Source organism: Agromyces sp. Y558 (assembly GCF_059445415.1).
In genome coordinates this window covers 285,150-299,539 of sequence record NZ_JCAIUH010000003.1, presented here as the reverse complement: position 1 = coordinate 299,539, position 14,390 = coordinate 285,150, and the positions used below count along the sequence as shown (strand labels likewise).

General features: G+C 68.0%; 18 protein-coding genes. 8 read left to right on the top strand and 10 right to left on the bottom strand.

The window, feature by feature from the left end; all coding sequences use genetic code 11:
• Positions 1-62 precede the first annotated feature (62 nt).
• Together AC1C2T_RS16265 and AC1C2T_RS16260 are read left to right on the top strand one after the other, a co-directional pair.
• Positions 63-908 carry an NAD-dependent protein deacetylase gene (locus AC1C2T_RS16265; RefSeq protein WP_495385988.1) on the top strand — a complete coding sequence of 282 codons (846 nt, stop codon included), beginning with the start codon at positions 63-65 and terminating at the stop codon, positions 906-908.
• Positions 909-939: 31 nt separating this feature from the next.
• Complete coding sequence (locus tag AC1C2T_RS16260; protein ID WP_495385987.1) at positions 940-1,554, top strand: histidine phosphatase family protein; 615 nt, start codon at positions 940-942, stop codon at positions 1,552-1,554.
• Positions 1,555-1,587: 33 nt separating this feature from the next.
• Here the strand turns inward: AC1C2T_RS16260 and AC1C2T_RS16255 are convergent, their stop codons facing one another.
• Entirely contained in the window at positions 1,588-2,688 is a 1,101-nt protein-coding gene (locus tag AC1C2T_RS16255; protein ID WP_495359970.1) for a glycosyltransferase family 4 protein, read from the bottom strand.
• Positions 2,685-3,578: an alpha/beta fold hydrolase gene (locus AC1C2T_RS16250; RefSeq protein ID WP_495359969.1), complete on the bottom strand. Its 894-nt coding sequence runs from the start codon at positions 3,576-3,578 to the stop codon at positions 2,685-2,687. Before AC1C2T_RS16250 ends, AC1C2T_RS16255 begins: the two co-directional genes overlap by 4 nt.
• Positions 3,579-3,703: 125 nt before the next feature.
• Here AC1C2T_RS16250 and AC1C2T_RS16245 point away from each other — a divergent pair, with 125 nt between their 5' ends.
• Positions 3,704-4,402: an exonuclease domain-containing protein gene (locus AC1C2T_RS16245; RefSeq protein ID WP_495359968.1), complete on the top strand. Its 699-nt coding sequence runs from the start codon at positions 3,704-3,706 to the stop codon at positions 4,400-4,402.
• On the opposite strand, the gene AC1C2T_RS16240 is transcribed toward AC1C2T_RS16245, so the two are convergent.
• The 4 genes from AC1C2T_RS16240 to glgA form a co-directional block, all read right to left on the bottom strand.
• On the bottom strand, positions 4,379-4,990 hold the full coding sequence (locus tag AC1C2T_RS16240; protein ID WP_495359967.1) for a GNAT family N-acetyltransferase: 612 nt from the start codon (positions 4,988-4,990) through the stop codon (positions 4,379-4,381). The genes AC1C2T_RS16245 and AC1C2T_RS16240 overlap by 24 nt on opposite strands.
• Positions 4,991-5,084: 94 nt before the next feature.
• Positions 5,085-5,333 carry a type B 50S ribosomal protein L31 gene (locus AC1C2T_RS16235; protein WP_022892088.1) on the bottom strand — a complete coding sequence of 83 codons (249 nt, stop codon included), beginning with the start codon at positions 5,331-5,333 and terminating at the stop codon, positions 5,085-5,087.
• Between the two features lie 111 nt (positions 5,334-5,444).
• Positions 5,445-6,230: an ABC transporter ATP-binding protein gene (locus AC1C2T_RS16230; protein ID WP_495359966.1), complete on the bottom strand. Its 786-nt coding sequence runs from the start codon at positions 6,228-6,230 to the stop codon at positions 5,445-5,447.
• Positions 6,231-6,300: 70 nt separating this feature from the next.
• A complete protein-coding gene (gene glgA, locus AC1C2T_RS16225) occupies positions 6,301-7,491 on the bottom strand; it encodes a glycogen synthase (protein WP_495359965.1) in 1,191 nt (396 codons plus the stop codon).
• A gap of 80 nt (positions 7,492-7,571) precedes the next feature.
• Between glgA and AC1C2T_RS16220 the strand changes: the two genes are divergently transcribed.
• The 5 genes from AC1C2T_RS16220 to crcB all read left to right on the top strand — a co-directional run bounded on the left by AC1C2T_RS16220 (position 7,572) and on the right by crcB (position 10,905).
• On the top strand, positions 7,572-8,819 hold the full coding sequence (locus AC1C2T_RS16220) for a glucose-1-phosphate adenylyltransferase (protein WP_495359964.1): 1,248 nt from the start codon (positions 7,572-7,574) through the stop codon (positions 8,817-8,819).
• Positions 8,816-9,499 (top strand): phosphoserine phosphatase SerB, encoded by a 684-nt coding sequence (gene serB / locus AC1C2T_RS16215; protein ID WP_495359963.1) that lies wholly within the window; start codon positions 8,816-8,818, stop codon positions 9,497-9,499. Before AC1C2T_RS16220 ends, serB begins: the two co-directional genes overlap by 4 nt.
• A gap of 64 nt (positions 9,500-9,563) precedes the next feature.
• Complete coding sequence (locus AC1C2T_RS16210) at positions 9,564-10,082, top strand: universal stress protein (protein ID WP_495359962.1); 519 nt, start codon at positions 9,564-9,566, stop codon at positions 10,080-10,082.
• The gene (locus AC1C2T_RS16205) at positions 10,082-10,531 is read left to right on the top strand and encodes a fluoride efflux transporter FluC (RefSeq protein ID WP_495359961.1); all 450 of its coding nucleotides are present in this window, start codon (positions 10,082-10,084) and stop codon (positions 10,529-10,531) included. Before AC1C2T_RS16210 ends, AC1C2T_RS16205 begins: the two co-directional genes overlap by 1 nt.
• Positions 10,528-10,905 carry a fluoride efflux transporter CrcB gene (crcB, locus tag AC1C2T_RS16200; protein WP_495359960.1) on the top strand — a complete coding sequence of 126 codons (378 nt, stop codon included), beginning with the start codon at positions 10,528-10,530 and terminating at the stop codon, positions 10,903-10,905. The genes AC1C2T_RS16205 and crcB overlap by 4 nt, the downstream gene beginning before the upstream one ends.
• Positions 10,906-11,010: 105 nt before the next feature.
• Here crcB and AC1C2T_RS16195 read toward each other — a convergent pair whose 3' ends face one another.
• The 4 genes from AC1C2T_RS16195 to AC1C2T_RS16180 form a co-directional block, all read right to left on the bottom strand.
• Positions 11,011-11,946 (bottom strand): urea transporter, encoded by a 936-nt coding sequence (locus AC1C2T_RS16195; protein WP_495359959.1) that lies wholly within the window; start codon positions 11,944-11,946, stop codon positions 11,011-11,013.
• Between the two features lie 73 nt (positions 11,947-12,019).
• Positions 12,020-13,003, bottom strand: coding sequence for an urease accessory protein UreD (locus AC1C2T_RS16190; protein WP_495359958.1), 984 nt, complete (start codon positions 13,001-13,003; stop codon positions 12,020-12,022).
• Complete coding sequence (ureG, locus tag AC1C2T_RS16185) at positions 13,000-13,635, bottom strand: urease accessory protein UreG (protein ID WP_495359957.1); 636 nt, start codon at positions 13,633-13,635, stop codon at positions 13,000-13,002. Before ureG ends, AC1C2T_RS16190 begins: the two co-directional genes overlap by 4 nt.
• Before the next feature lie 58 nt (positions 13,636-13,693).
• The gene (locus tag AC1C2T_RS16180) at positions 13,694-14,389 is read right to left on the bottom strand and encodes an urease accessory protein UreF (protein WP_495359956.1); all 696 of its coding nucleotides are present in this window, start codon (positions 14,387-14,389) and stop codon (positions 13,694-13,696) included.
• Position 14,390 lies beyond the last annotated feature (1 nt).

The window sequence follows — 14,390 nt, the reverse complement described above, 5'->3', positions numbered from 1 at the left end:
CCGGAAACATTCCGGAAAACGGACACGTCTAGAATCGGACCACCGCCGAAGGGAGACGTGCAGTGAGCGCTGGCATCGAGACTCCGGTCGCGGCCGAAACGCAACTCGCCGAAGCGATCGAGCTCATGCGCGGTGCGCGTGTGGCGGTGCTCACAGGCGCCGGCGTCAGCACCGATTCGGGCATTCCCGACTATCGCGGCGAGGGCGCGCCGGTGCGCACGCCGATGACCGTGCAGACGTTCCTCGCCTCCGAGGCAGCCCGCAAACGCTACTGGGCCGGCAGCCACCTCGGCTGGCGCAGCTTCGGCAATGCTCGCCCGAACCGAGGGCACCTCGCGCTCGCCGAGCTCGAGGCGAGCGGAGTCGTCAGCGGAGTGATCACGCAGAACGTCGACGGCCTGCACCGGCGCGCAGGCAACCGGCACGTCATCGAATTGCACGGCAGCATGGATCGCGTCCTCTGCCTCACGTGCGGCCAGCACTACGCCCGCCAGGCGATCGCCGATCGACTCGAAGCCCTCAACCCCGACATCGACCTCGAAACCGCGATTCGACCCGCACCCGACGGCGATGTCGAGGTCGACGACGTCGACGCGATGGTGATCCCGTCGTGCACCGTGTGCGGCGGCATCCTGAAGCCCGACGTCGTGTTCTTCGGCGAGTTCGTTCCGGCCGCCACCTTCCAGGCGGCCGCCGCGCTCGTGCAGGGCGCCGACGTGCTGCTCGTCGCCGGCTCTTCGCTCGTCGTGAACTCGGGCATGCGACTCATCGAGCAGGCGCGCCGCAAGCACCTGCCGATCATCGTCGTCAACCGCGGCATCACCAAGGGCGACAGCCGAGCCGTCGTGAAGATCGAGGCGGGCGCGAGCGAGACGCTCGAAGCCTTCGCCGCAGCGCTCGATTCGTGACGACAGCGGCCGTTCTGCAAGAGTTGGCGCCATGATGGATGCCGCGACCGACGCCACTCGCCACGCCCCGGTGCGCATCGCCCTCGTGCGCCACGGCGAGACCGACTGGAATCGCGCGCGCCGCATTCAGGGCACGACCGACATCCCCTTGAACGACACCGGGCGTCGGCAGGCGGCGCTGACTGCCGAGCTCCTCGGCGAGGAGCCGTGGGACGCCGTCTACGGAACGCCCCTCTCACGTGCGTCGGAGACCGCGCAGATCATCGCCCGATCGCTCGAACTGCCCGAGCCCGCCCTCATCGCCGAGCTGGCCGAGCGCGGCCACGGCGTGCTCGAGGGGCTCGACCACGCCGGCCGCGCCGCCATCGAGGCCCAAGCGGCGACCATCGAAGGACTCGAGCCGCGCTCGGCGGTGATCGACCGGGCGACGGCAGCACTCGCCGGCATCGCCGCGGTCCACCCGGGCGGTTCCGTCATCGTCGTCTCCCATGGCGGGGTGATCCACTCGCTCATGCTGCACCTGAGCGAGTGGGCGCTCCCTGGCCCCGGGTACGCGATCGCCAACGGTTCGGTGCACCTCGTACGATTCGAAGCGGGCGAACTGGAGCTCGTCGAACCCGAAGCGCTCACCGGCACCGACGCGTGAGGCTCGCGAGCCGATCGACGGGGCCGCGCTGAATCAGCGTTTGCGGCGTCGACGGTGCCTGAGCCCGTTGCCTGCGACGGTGGTGCGCATGAGTGCGAGCAGTCGTTCGGCCGACGCCGCCCAGTTGTAGCGGGCTGCGATCTCGACGGATGCCGCGGAGCGCCGCTCCCACTCCCCCGCACGCTCGAGCGACCACAGGGCCGCGACGAGCGACTCGGGGTTCTCGGGGTCGAAGTACACCGCCGCGTCGCCGCCGATCTCGCGGAAGATCGGAATGTCGCTGACGACCACCGGAGTGCCGAGCCTCATGGCCTCGACGAGCGGGATGCCGAAGCCCTCTGCCTTCGAGGCGTGCACGAGGGCCGTGGCGCCGGAGAGCAGCTCGGCGTACGCGGCATCCGTTGCGCCGTCGTGGAAGACGAGCCTGGCCTGCGGGGCGAGTCGCGTGAGCCGCGCCCGCTCGTCTCGGCTGATGCGACTCATGAGGTGCAGCTCGTGATCGGGCAGCGCTGCGACGGCGCGCACGAGGGTGTCGACGTTCTTGTATGGCATGAACGAGCCCATGTACACGAGCCGGTGCCCCTCAGGGCGTACACGCGGTAGCGAGGGCGTACCGAGGTCGTCGGCGGCGTTCGGCACGACGGTGACCGGCCGGTCGGTGAGGTGGTGCTCGTGGATGAGCCGGGCGGTCGTCTCAGACACGGTGACGACCTGGTCGGCGCCGTTCAGCAAGAGGCGCTGCGGCCACCACGCGAGGTGGTAGAGCCGCCAGAGCAGGCGCACCGGGGCCGCCAGATCGCGTGGCGGCGTGCGGTTCTCGTAGTAGATGAGGTCGTGCAGGGTGAGCAGCAGCTTGTAGTCGCGCCCCCACGAGCCCATGGTCTGCATCGGCGTGAACACCACGTCGGGTCGGAGCTTCTTGACCTGCAGCGCCACCAACGGCTCACGGATGCTCGTGGGCGAGCTCACGAGCTGCCACGGTAGCTCGGGCAGCATGTCGAGCTGGCGATGGTCGCTGACGAGCATGGTGAGCGGATGCCGCTTGCCGAGCTCGGTCACGATGCCCACCGTGAACCGGCTGATGCCGTCGTGCTGCCCGATGCGGGTGTAACGGCAGTCGACGATGATTCTCACGCGCGCGCTCCGGCGCGAAGGAACCGCAGGATGCGGGATGCGGCGTCGCCCGGCGTCTCGTAGTGGATGAGGTGGCCCACCTCGGGGATCACCTCGAGGCTCGCGTCGGGGAAAAGCGTCACGAGCCGGTGCTGAGCCGAGAGCGGCGTGACGTCGTCGCGCTCGGCGGCGACGAGCAACGTCGGCACGGCGATATCGGCGGCGAACTGGCTGACGTCATTGCTGACCGATGCACGGAACGCCTCGAGCACGGCGTCGCGGTCGCCGAAGGCGGAGAAGAAACGATCGTGCTGGTCATGGATCCACCGACGGAGCGACTTCGACCGGGTCTTCGCCATCGTCACGCTCATGATGCGCACGATGGCGCCGTTGCGCAGCAGCGCGAACCCTGCCCGCTCGGGCAGCGCCGCGGCCGTGCGGTAATAGAGCACGGCGAGTCGGGTCATGACGCCCCGCGGCCCTTCGAGCGCCGGTGCGCCGATCGGGTTCACGAGCACGAGTCGCTCGGGTGCGAGCCCGCCGGCGACGGCCGCCGCGGACACGATCGAGCCGAACGAATGGCCGAGCAATGCGTAAGGCCCCGTGATGCCGACGGCGTCGATGAACGCGCCGAGCCAGTCGGCGTACGCCGCGATCTCGTGAGGTCGACCGGAGAACGTGGCCGACTCGCCGAATCCCGGAAGGTCAGGCGAGATGATGCGGAAGCCCGGGAGCTGGGCCACCACCGGTTCGAGGCCGTGGTGGTCGCCGCGGAACCCGTGCACGAGCACGAGCGCCGGTGCATCCGCTTCGCCGTACTCCCACCAGGCGGTCTCGGTGCCGTCGACGTCGACGCGGTGCGCCCGCACGGGGATGCGAGCGAGCTGCTCGGCGTACGGGGAGGTGATCATCCTTTCCATTCTATGGCGCACCGCCTGCACTCGACTGAGTGCTGTGGAGAACCGATCTCGACCGGATGCCGCCGACACGCGTGCGCCGGCACGGCGATGACGGTGGCCGACCATAGCCTGACGCCATGGATCTCACGGGAGCCCGCTGGGCCGACACACTCGCCGTCTTCGACCTCGAGACGACCGGCATCGACGTCGACACGTGTCGCATCGTCACTGCGCACGTCGGAGTGGTCGGCGTCGACGGAGAGGTACTCGAGCGACGTGAGTGGCTCGTCGACCCCGGTGTCGAGATTCCGACTGCCGCTTCGCTCATCCACGGCGTCACGACCGAGCGTGCGCGACTCGAGGGCCAGAACGCGGCGACCGCGGTCGTCGAGATCATCGAAGCACTGGCGGATGCCGCAGCACGCGGCCTGCCGATCGTCGCGTACAACGCGGCCTACGACCTCACCGTGCTCGAGCGTGAGGCGGAGCGATACGGGCACGCTCCGCTGCCCGGCCCCGGCGCGGTCATCGACCCGCTCGTCATCGACAAGGCCGTCGATCGCTACCGCCGCGGCAAGCGCACACTCTCGGCCACCGCCGAGCACTACGGCGTGGTGCTCGAAGACGCACACGACGCCGGAGCCGACGCCGTCGCGGCTGGCCGGGTCGCACAGGCCATCGCCCGCGCATACCCCGAACTCGCGGCGGTGGCGGTCGCCGACTTGCACGCGCGCCAGGTCGGCTGGAGTCGCGAGCAGGCCGAGAGCTACCAGCAATGGCGCCGCAAGAACGGCGAGCCCGAGTTCACCACCTCAGGCACCTGGCCGGTGCGCTGAGCCGTCGCTCGACTCCCCCACCTCGCGAAGCCTCGAATAGACCAACAGGTCGCGTCGCTCCGAGCGGATCACGCGCCACGATCTCAGCAGTCCTTCGCGCTCGAATCCGGCCGCCTCGGCTGCCTTCCACGAGCCGGTGTTCCAGGGCTCGACGAACAGTTCGAGGCGCTCGAGCGTCGGCAGGCTCCACCCCCACGCGCTGAGCGCACACAGCGCCTCGGTCGCGTAGCCTCGACCTCGCGCCGACGGGGCGATCCAGTACCCGATGCTGGCGCGACCCGGGTCGTCGCGCACGGGCCAGAGGCCGATCTGCCCGATGGCGCGACCAGCAGGGTCCGAGATCGCGAACGAGTACCCCGCGCCCGAACGGAGGCGTCGATGCTGACGCGCGATGTACGCAAGCGCGCCGCGGCGGTCGGTGTTCGGCGGAACGGTAGTGATTTCGGGGATCAGCGGGTCCCGCGAAGCCTCGCGCACCGTTTCGACGTCATCGTCGAGGAACGCACGGAGCGCGATGCGGTCGCCCGCGATCGAGGGCAGCTCGAACGCTCGTGTCGCGCCCGCGCGGATGGGTGACGATCCCGGCATCCGGCGACGCTAACACGATGCCGCACGCCGCGCTGAATGCGAGTACACGAAGGAGGCCCCGCCGTCAGGCGGGGCCTCCTTCGTGTGGCAAGTGCTACTTGCCGAAGTTCTTGAAGCGCTGGTTGAACTTCTCGACGCGGCCGGCCGAGTCCATGATGCGCTGCTTGCCCGTGTAGAACGGGTGCGACTCCGACGAGATCTCGACGTCGATCACCGGGTAGGTGACACCGTCGAGCTCGATCGTCTTGTCGCTCGTCGTCGTCGAACGGGTGAGGAAGGTGGCGCCCGAAGCGAGGTCGCGGAAGACGATTGCGTTGTACTCGGGGTGGATGTCGGTCTTCATGGAGACTTCCTTGCTCTGCGTATGGTGGATTCGAAGCCTGCGCGCACGCAGGAAAGTGGTGCAGCCCATGGGCCAGCTACCGATTCTAGCAGAATCGGTAGCGAAGGTCGGTCACACGGCGCGAGCCGCGTACCGGCCGTCGGTCTCGGCGAGCTCGATCTTCATGCCGAACGCCTCGGTGAGCTTCTCGGCAGTGAGTGCCTCGGCGAGCGGGCCGGCGGTCACGATGCCGCCCTTCTTGAGGAGGAGCGCGTGAGTGAAGCCGACGGGGATCTCTTCGACGTGGTGAGTCACCATGACGATCGCAGGTGACGCAGACGAACCGGCGTAGCCGCCGAGCAGCCCGACGAGCTCTTCACGCGCACCGAGGTCGAGACTCGCGGCCGGCTCATCGAGGAGCAGCAGTTCGGGGTCGGTCATGACGGAGCGTGCGATCTGCACTCGCTTCTGCTCGCCGTCGGAGAGGCTGCCGAAACGGCGCTCGGCGAAGCCGGCGAGGCCCCACTCGGAGAGCACCCGCTGTGCACGGCGGAGGTCGATCGTCTCGTACTCCTCGTTCCAGCGGCCGGTCACCGAGTAGGCGGCTGTCAGCACGACGTCGAGCACGGTCTCGTTGCGCGGGATCTTGCGGGCCATCGCGGTCGAGGCGAAGCCGATCATCGGCCGCAGTTCGAAGACATCGACTTTGCCGAGCGACTCCTGCAGCACGTCTGCCGTGCCTGAAGTGGGGTGCATCGCCGCTGCGGCGATCTGCAGCAGCGTCGTCTTGCCTGCCCCGTTGGGGCCGAGGATGACCCAGCGTTCGTCGGAGGCGACGCTCCAGTCGACCGAGTCGAGGATCGTGTTGCCATCGCGGACCACCGACACATCGTGGAACTGCAGAACCGTGCTCGCCATGCGTCCCATGCTATCGGCAGCGAGGGGGTCGCTTGGCGCAGGGAGCGCGCCCGCCCGCGCCACTCGCGGGTCAACGTGCGGCGAGCACCCCTTCGTAGAGCTCGAGGGTGCGTTCGGCGATCGCCGTCCAGCCGAAGTGCGTCTCAGCGCGACGTCGCCCGGCAGCCCCCATGGCCGCTGCGCGCGCGGGATCGGCGACGACCGCGGTGAGCGCCGCCGCAAGGTCTGCGACGAATCGATCGGGGTCGACGAGGGTGCCCGTTCCGTCGTCGAGCTGCTCGATCGGCACGAGCACGCCCGTGACACCGTCATCGACGACCTCGGGGATGCCACCGGTCGCGGTGCCGACGACCGGTGCCCCGCACGCCATCGCCTCGAGATTCACGATGCCGAGCGGCTCGTAGATCGATGGGCAGACGAACGCTGTCGCAGCCGTGAGGAGTGCGGTGAGTTCGGCGCGCGGTAGGTGCCGGTCGATCCACACCACGCCGCCCCGTTCGGCGCGAAGGGCTTCGACCGACGACGTGACTTCGGCCATGATCTCGTCGGTGTCGGGAGCGCCGGCGCACAACACGAGTTGCACGTCGGCGGGCAGCAGGCGCGCAGCGCGAAGGAGGTACGGAAGCCCCTTCTGCCTGGTGATGCGCCCCACGAAGACGATCGACGGACGGTCGGGGTCGACGCCGAGCGTGCGAACCGTATCGGGATCGTTGCGCGGTGCCCAGTCGACGAGGTCGATGCCGTTGTAGACCACGCCGACCCGTTCCGGGTCGATGGAGGGATAGGCGCGAAGGATGTCGCGGCGCATGCCCTCGCTCACTGCGACGACCGCGTCGGCGTCTTCGAAGGCGGCGCGCTCGACCCACGATGAGAGCCGGTACCCGCCGCCGAGTTGCTCGGCCTTCCACGGCCGCAGCGGCTCGAGGCTGTGCGCGGTCACCACGTGCGGCACGCCGTGCAGTCGCTTCGCCGTGAACCCGGCGAAGTTCGCGTACCACGTGTGCGAATGCACGAGGTCGGCGCCGGCAACGTCACCCGCCATGAGCAGGTCGACACTCATCGTGCCGAGCGCCGGGTTGGCAGCGGAGAACTCCGCCGGCGTCGGGTAGCCGGTGGTGCCCGCCTCGGTACGCGGCGAGCCGAAGCAGCGCACCTGCACGTCGATCGAACGGCGGAGAGCACGCACGAGTTCGGCGACGTGCACACCAGCGCCCCCGTAGACCTCGGGCGGATACTCGCGGGTGAGCAGGTCGACGCGCATGCAGCAAACGTAGCGCAGCGGCATCCGTCACGCTCCGACTTCGCTGCCCGTTCCCGCTCGCCGCTGGCTACAGTTGTGGCATGGCGACGCGCAAGGTATTCGGCATCGTCCTCGCCGGCGGCGAGGGCAAGCGACTCATGCCCCTCACAGAAGACCGCGCGAAGCCGGCGGTGCCGTTCGGCGGACAGTACCGCCTGATCGACTTCGCCCTGTCGAATCTGCTGAACTCGGGCCTGCGACAGATCGTCGTGCTCACCCAGTACAAGTCGCACAGCCTCGATCGCCACGTCTCGCAGACCTGGCGTCTGAGTGGGCTCCTGAACTCCTACGTCGCCTCGGTGCCGGCCCAGCAACGCCTCGGGAAGCGCTGGTTCTCGGGTTCGGCCGATGCCATCCTGCAGAGCCTCAACCTCGTCTACGACGAGCGCCCCGACATCATCGTCGTGGTTGGCGCCGATCACGTCTACCGCATGGACTTCGACCAGATGATCGACGCGCACGTCGAGTCCGGCGCGGCGGCAACGGTCGCCGCGATCCGTCAACCGATCTCGCTCGCCGACCAGTTCGGTGTCATCGAGGTCGACCCATCGCATCCAGCGCGCATCCACCGCTTCCTCGAGAAGCCGAGTGACCCGGTCGGACTCCCCGACTCGCCTCATGAGGTGCTCGCCTCGATGGGCAACTACGTTTTCGACGCCGACGCTCTCATCGACGCGGTGCTCCGCGACGGGGAACGCACCGACTCCAGCCACGACATGGGCGGCGACATCATTCCGGCGTTCGTCTCGCAGGGTGCCGCCGGCGTCTACGACCTCCAGCGCAACGACGTGCCGGGCTCGACCGACCGCGACCGGTACTACTGGCGTGACGTCGGAACCATCGACTCCTTCTTCGAAGCCCACCAAGACCTCATCTCGGTGCTGCCCGTCTTCAACCTGTACAACCGCGAGTGGCCGATCTTCAGCCAGCAGCTCAATTCGCCGCCCGCCAAGTTCACGCGCGACGCCCGCGGCACGCTCGGCACCGTGATCGATTCGATCGTCTCGCTCGGTTCGGTGATCTCGGGCGCGCACGTCGAACGCAGCGTCATCGGGCCCTGGGCGATCGTCGGCTCGGGCGCGCACGTGGCCGACTCGATCCTCTTCGACCGGGCGCGCATCGACGCCGGCGCCACCGTGCAACGCGCGATCCTCGACAAGGAGGTCGTCGTCGATGCCGGCGCCCGCATCGGCGTCGACCGCGCTGAAGACCTCGCCCGCGGATTCATCGTGACCGACAGTGGCATCACCGTGGTCGGCAAGGGCTCACGGGTTCGGGCGAGCGCGTGAGTGCCGGCACCACCGGCCGCGCGAGCGGCCCCCTCGTCGTGCTCGATGCGGATTCCACACTCATCCGCGAAGAGGCGATCGAGCTGCTCGCCGAAGCGGCGGGCACCCTCGACCACGTCGCCGCCGTGACCGAACGCGCCATGCGCGGTGAGCTCGACTTCGCAGAGAGCCTGCGCGAGCGGGTGGCCTCGCTCGCGGGCCTCGAGGTCGGCGTGCTCGCGGAAGCGCGCAAGCGCATGACACCCACGCCCGGGGCGCATGAACTCATCGCGGGCGTGCACGCCGCCGGCGGGCGTGTTGGCGTCGTCTCCGGCGGGTTCCATGAGCTGCTCGATCCGCTCGCCGAGCGCCTCGGACTCGACTTCTGCCGGGCGAATCGACTCGAGATCGTCGACGGCCGACTGACCGGTCTCGTCGACGGCCCGATCATCGACGCCGACGCCAAAGCCAGGGCGCTCGTCGAATGGGCGACGGCCAGCGGCATCCCGCTCCGGCGCACCGTCGCGATCGGCGACGGAGCGAACGACCTGCAGATGCTCGAGCGCGCGGCGCTCGGCGTCGCCTTCTGCGCGAAGCCGATCGTGCGTGCGCAAGCGGATGTCGCGATCGATCGCGCCGACCTGTCGAGTGTGCTCGCGCTGCTCGGCAGGCCCGCGCGGGCAACATCCATCGCCGGCTGACCTCGCGCCGCGATGGCCCTTCGGCCCGTTGACCCTGTCGTCGGAGCTGCGTAGCATGGCGCACATGACGTTTCGGGGGGAAAGTCAGCATTCGCATCCGGTCGTGGTGGGTGTCGCACCGGGTCAGCCGCCGGTCGTGGTTCTGCACGCTGCGTCGTTCGCAAAGCGGTTCGGCACCGAACTCGTGTGCGCCCACGTGAATCCGGCACGATTCGCCGTTGCAGAGGCCGACGACGGTTCCGTCACGAGTTCGTCACTCGATCCCGACTACGCCGATGAAAGCGAAGCCGAATTCGATGCGGAACTCGGCGCGGCGCTCAGCGAGATCCTCGCCGACTCCGACGTCGTCTGGCGCCGGCTTGTGCTGCCCGGCGACATCGCGCGTGCGCTCGGCCACCTCGCAGACACGCTCGATGCATCGATGATCGTGGTCGGGAGTCACGAACGCTCCATCGGTGGGAGCATCCAGGAGTTCTTCAACCGTTCGATCGGTGTGCAATTGGTGCACCAGCAATTGCGCCCCGTCGTCGTCATCCCCGCGCGAGCCCCCGACGTTCCGTCAGCGCTCCCGGGGAGCAGCTGATGACCGCCGCACGGCCGCCTCACCTCAGGTGGGCGCCGATCGGTCTCGTCGTGCTGGGCGGAGCCTTCGGAGCCGCATCGCGCGAGCTGCTCTCGCTCGCGATCCCGAATCTCGGCGACGTTCCGATCGCGATTCCCATCATCAACGTCGTCGGTGCGTTCCTCCTCGGGTATCTCTACTCCGGGGTGACCTTCCTCGGCCCCGCGAGTTCGACGGCGAAGAACCTCAAGCTCTTGCTCGGAACGGGATTCTGCGGTGGGTTCACCACGTACAGCTCGCTGGCGACCGACACCGTGGTCCTCATACATCACGGCTCAGTGGGAGCATCGGTGCTCTATGCGCTCGGCACCGTCGTCGTGGGCGGTTTCGCAACCTGGCTCGGCATCATCGCCGGTTCCGCGTTCAGCTCCTGGAAGGCACGCACGACGAAGGTGGAGGCCACCTCATGACCTTCTGGCTCCTCCTCCTGCTCGCCGTCGCCGGCGGACTCGGCGCCGGCGTGCGTTTCCTCGTCGACGGGGCGATCCGTTCGCATTTGCACACGGCGTTCCCCTGGGCGACGACCATCATCAACGTGTCGGGATCCCTCGTGCTCGGCTTCATCACCGGACTCACGATGACGCACCTCCTGCCGACCGACCTCAGCGTCATCATCGGCACGGGATTCCTCGGCGGCTACACGACGTTCAGCACGGCGAGCTACGAGACGGTTCAGCTGATCAAGCAGCGACGGTATGCACAGTCGTTCATCAGCGGCGTTCTCATGCTCGTGTTCAGCGTCGCGGCCTCAGGCCTCGGGTTCTGGATCGGCCTTTCGATCTGAGTTTCCCGACGGTCGCCTCTCGGCTCCGTGGACGATCCGAGAAACGGCTGAACCTCCGAGACCCGGGGGTTCAGCCGTTCACGCGAGCCCCGAGATGTCGCCCGATCAGGTGCGTTTGGCCTGCGGAATGAACGCCGCGATGATCAAGAACACCCAGGTCGTGAGGATGTACGGCCACGTGTACGTCGGCCCCGACAGGTGATGCATGCCGAGGGTCACGAACGCGGTCACGATGGTGCCGATCACCGCGAGAATCCATGAGATGGTGCTCGACTGCAGGAACACCACCGCGAGTGCGATCGCGGTCAGCACGCCCGAGTAACCGGCGAGACCGTTCGCCGTCTCGGTGAGGGTCTCCCCCACCGAGAGCGCGCACAGGCTGCCGACGACGCTTCCCACGACTGCGGCGACTCCGACCTTCCAGCTTGCGATGAACAGGCCGATGAGGATCAGCGCGCCCGACCAGATGTTGTCGATCAGCACGACCTGCGACACGTTCGTCAAGAGCGAACGGAAGAACGCCTCGACGGCCGAGTCGGCAACGGTCAGTGGCGCTGAACTCACGTGCAGCGGAACCGTCGTGAGCAGGATGCCCGTCGCCACGATGCAGAACGGCGCGGTGGTCGACGGCAGCGCGAACCGCTGCATCGGTTTCAGTGCGAAGACCCAGACCACGAACCACGTCACGGGGGCGCAGATCAGCCCACCCACGATCGCGATCGGATAGCTGGCCCACTGATCGCCCCCGAGCGCCGAGAAGGTCGCGGCTCCGACGAGTGCCCCGCAGAAGCCCTGCATGCCGGCGACGACATTATCGGGCTTCGCCCCGAGCCATCGACCGGCGAGCATGCTCGCCACGCAGCCGAGTACCACGAGTATGGCCATGCGCCAGTCGGCGACCACGAATGCGGCGAGGATGAGCAACCCCGTCCAGATGTTCGCTTGGAAGTAGATCTGCGAGGGGCCATGGACGAATGCCAGCAGCCAATTCTGGAACGACCCGACGTGCGTCGGTGCTGCCGACGCCGATGCCGTGGTCATCGCCGTGACCTTTCGCCGCGATACCGCCGTACAGGAGATGAACGCTGAATCCTCATGGTGTCTGCTCCTTCTCTCAGGTCTTTCTCGACTTCGGTGCACGGCGGCCGGTCAGGAGTTCGTGTACTGCAGCGGATGTCGCGCTCCATGCCCGCGCGACGGCGACCGGGTCGTTTCCGACCAGTCGCATCCAAGCGCCCGTATCGCCCGGCAGCGCGCTCACACCGAAGACGAGGTCGTCGTCGGCCATGCCGTCGAGCACCGTTCGCAGGCATTCCGCGATCTCGGCCGGCGGAACGAGCGGTGTGAAGACGTACAACGAGATGAGGATGTCGTGATCGGCGAGCACCGCGGTGCCGCCGACGCCGCGGCGCTCGGGGCAGAGGCGCACCCGGTCGACGGCGACGATACGGCCCCCCGGCCGTCGCACCTCGAAGTCCGACGCGAACACTTCGTAGTCGTGACGTTCGTTGTAGGCGAGCCTGCCCGCATATACCTGCTCACCGACCACGAGTGTGGCGGTCTCGTCGAGCACGACCGACGTCTGCTGAGTGAACCGCGAACCGGCGAACGGCACGACCGGGTCGGGAAGGTACTCGACGAATGCCGACGCCCCCACCGTGAGGTTCATGATCGCGGAGGCATAGTCGGTTTCCGACTTGTACACGCGCGTCTGTGCTTGCGTGGTGATATGAGCCGACGTCTCCGGCCCGAACTCGAGATCGGTCCGCAGCCGGTCTCCCTGCACGATGCCGCCACCCGTCGACATCAGGTAGGTGTGCGGCATGTCGGGTCGCTCGGGGTCGAAGTAGAGCGGGCGCATGATCTGCAGCGGCGACTTCTGATAGTGCGAGACGAGCTCGGTACGCGGCCCCGTGCGCTCGAAGCGCAGCTGCAGCACCCCGACCTTTCCCGGGCTCCCGACTGGGAGCATCGCCGGCGTGCCGGCGTGCCGGAGCACCTCCGCCGGAACCCGGCGGGGCTCGTAGTGCTCGGGCCGGAGCCGGTACCCTCCCGGGAACTCCGGGGCGGGCACCGGCACGGGGACGGTCACGCTCATCCGACGAGCTCGGATCTGCTGCCGTTCCACTGCGACATGATCTCGGCGTGGAGCTCCTCCAGCCCTTCGCCGGTCAGTGAGTTCGTCAAGGCGACGGGCCGGCCTTCGCGTACGCGATGGGCATCGCTCTCCATCACCGCGAGGTCGGTGCGCACATATTGCGCGATGTCGATCTTGTTGATGACGAGGATGTCGGAGTCGGTGATGCCAGGGCCGCGCTTGCGCGGCATCTTCTCTCCCTCCGCGGTATCGAGCACGAAGATGAAGATATCGGCGAGGGCGGGCGAGAATGTCAGAGTGAGGTTGTCCCCGCCCGACTCGTAGATGAGCGTGTCGATATCAGGGAACCGCTCGAGCATCTCGGCCCCGACGGCGAGGTTCATCGTCGGATCGTCGCGCACGGCCGTGTGCGGGCATGCGCCGGTCTCGACCCCGACCACACGCTCGGGGTCGAGGATTCCCGCGAGCTCACGACGCACGTGGTGGGCGTCCTCCTGGGTGTAGATGTCGTTCGTGATGACACCCGGCGTGCGCCCGGCCGCGATCAGGATCGGCACCAGCGCTTCCGCCAGCGCGGTCTTGCCCGATCCGACCGGTCCCCCGATGCCGATTCTCAAGACGTTGTCCCTCATGAGTTCCTCATTCCCTCTTCGTTGCTTCGACGTTTGATCACGTTCTCGTTCCGTTCGGTCAACTGGCGAAGAGCCGCGCCTCGGCCCGTTCGTGCTGGGCCGACATGATGTCGGCCACCGGTGCGCACCCGCCGAGCTCGTCGGGGTCTCGTGCAAGTGCGTCGCCGGCGACCTCCTCGATGACGGGTGCGATCGCGCGCAGGATCACCTGGGCCTTGCGGTGATCGGTGAGCCTGAGCCTGAGTCCGGCGCCGACGAAACTCACCGAGAAGGCGAACAGGTCGGAGACGACCGCCCGCTCGGTCGCAACGCCACCTTCCGCATATGCGACCGCCGCCGCGACCGGTTGGCATCCCGGGGTCGTTCTGGCCGTCACTCTGCGGCCGTACTCTGCGAGCCCGGCCCCGCCGATCACCTCGCTCGCGAGATCGGTGAACTGATGCCCGCTCCGCACGGAGGCCGTGCGCATTTCCGCGTTCAGTTTCGAGGCGAACAACAACTGGTCGATCTCCTCGACGCGGTTCCAGTCCGACACGGATGCCGCGCGGTGGGCCCCGGCGAGTGCAGTCGCATCGCCGGGGCCCACCGAGTGCACGAGCAGTTCGGTCAACAGTTCCTGCACATCGCCCGGGCCGACCAGATGCGCCTGACGGTACCCTTCGAGCCCGTGCGACATCGTGTAGAACCCGCTGGGGAACGCGGAGTCGGAGAACTGCAGACTCGTCAGCAGCTGCTGCACTTCCGAGACCCCCATT

Bases quoted from the DNA above. Each gene is read 5' to 3' on its own strand.
- AC1C2T_RS16195 (WP_495359959.1), bottom strand. From the start codon at position 11,946: ATGACCACGGCATCGGCGTCGGCAGCACCGACGCACGTCGGGTCGTTC.
- AC1C2T_RS16210 (WP_495359962.1), top strand. From the start codon at position 9,564: ATGACGTTTCGGGGGGAAAGTCAGCATTCGCATCCGGTCGTGGTGGGT.
- AC1C2T_RS16250 (WP_495359969.1), bottom strand. From the start codon at position 3,578: ATGATCACCTCCCCGTACGCCGAGCAGCTCGCTCGCATCCCCGTGCGG.
- crcB (WP_495359960.1), top strand. From the start codon at position 10,528: ATGACCTTCTGGCTCCTCCTCCTGCTCGCCGTCGCCGGCGGACTCGGC.
- AC1C2T_RS16205 (WP_495359961.1), top strand. From the start codon at position 10,082: ATGACCGCCGCACGGCCGCCTCACCTCAGGTGGGCGCCGATCGGTCTC.
- AC1C2T_RS16240 (WP_495359967.1), bottom strand. From the start codon at position 4,990: ATGCCGGGATCGTCACCCATCCGCGCGGGCGCGACACGAGCGTTCGAG.
- AC1C2T_RS16235 (WP_022892088.1), bottom strand. From the start codon at position 5,333: ATGAAGACCGACATCCACCCCGAGTACAACGCAATCGTCTTCCGCGAC.
- AC1C2T_RS16230 (WP_495359966.1), bottom strand. From the start codon at position 6,230: ATGGCGAGCACGGTTCTGCAGTTCCACGATGTGTCGGTGGTCCGCGAT.
- AC1C2T_RS16260 (WP_495385987.1), top strand. From the start codon at position 940: ATGATGGATGCCGCGACCGACGCCACTCGCCACGCCCCGGTGCGCATC.
- AC1C2T_RS16245 (WP_495359968.1), top strand. From the start codon at position 3,704: ATGGATCTCACGGGAGCCCGCTGGGCCGACACACTCGCCGTCTTCGAC.
- AC1C2T_RS16220 (WP_495359964.1), top strand. From the start codon at position 7,572: ATGGCGACGCGCAAGGTATTCGGCATCGTCCTCGCCGGCGGCGAGGGC.
- AC1C2T_RS16180 (WP_495359956.1), bottom strand. From the start codon at position 14,389: ATGGGGGTCTCGGAAGTGCAGCAGCTGCTGACGAGTCTGCAGTTCTCC.
- ureG (WP_495359957.1), bottom strand. From the start codon at position 13,635: ATGAGGGACAACGTCTTGAGAATCGGCATCGGGGGACCGGTCGGATCG.
- AC1C2T_RS16190 (WP_495359958.1), bottom strand. From the start codon at position 13,003: ATGAGCGTGACCGTCCCCGTGCCGGTGCCCGCCCCGGAGTTCCCGGGA.
- glgA (WP_495359965.1), bottom strand. From the start codon at position 7,491: ATGCGCGTCGACCTGCTCACCCGCGAGTATCCGCCCGAGGTCTACGGG.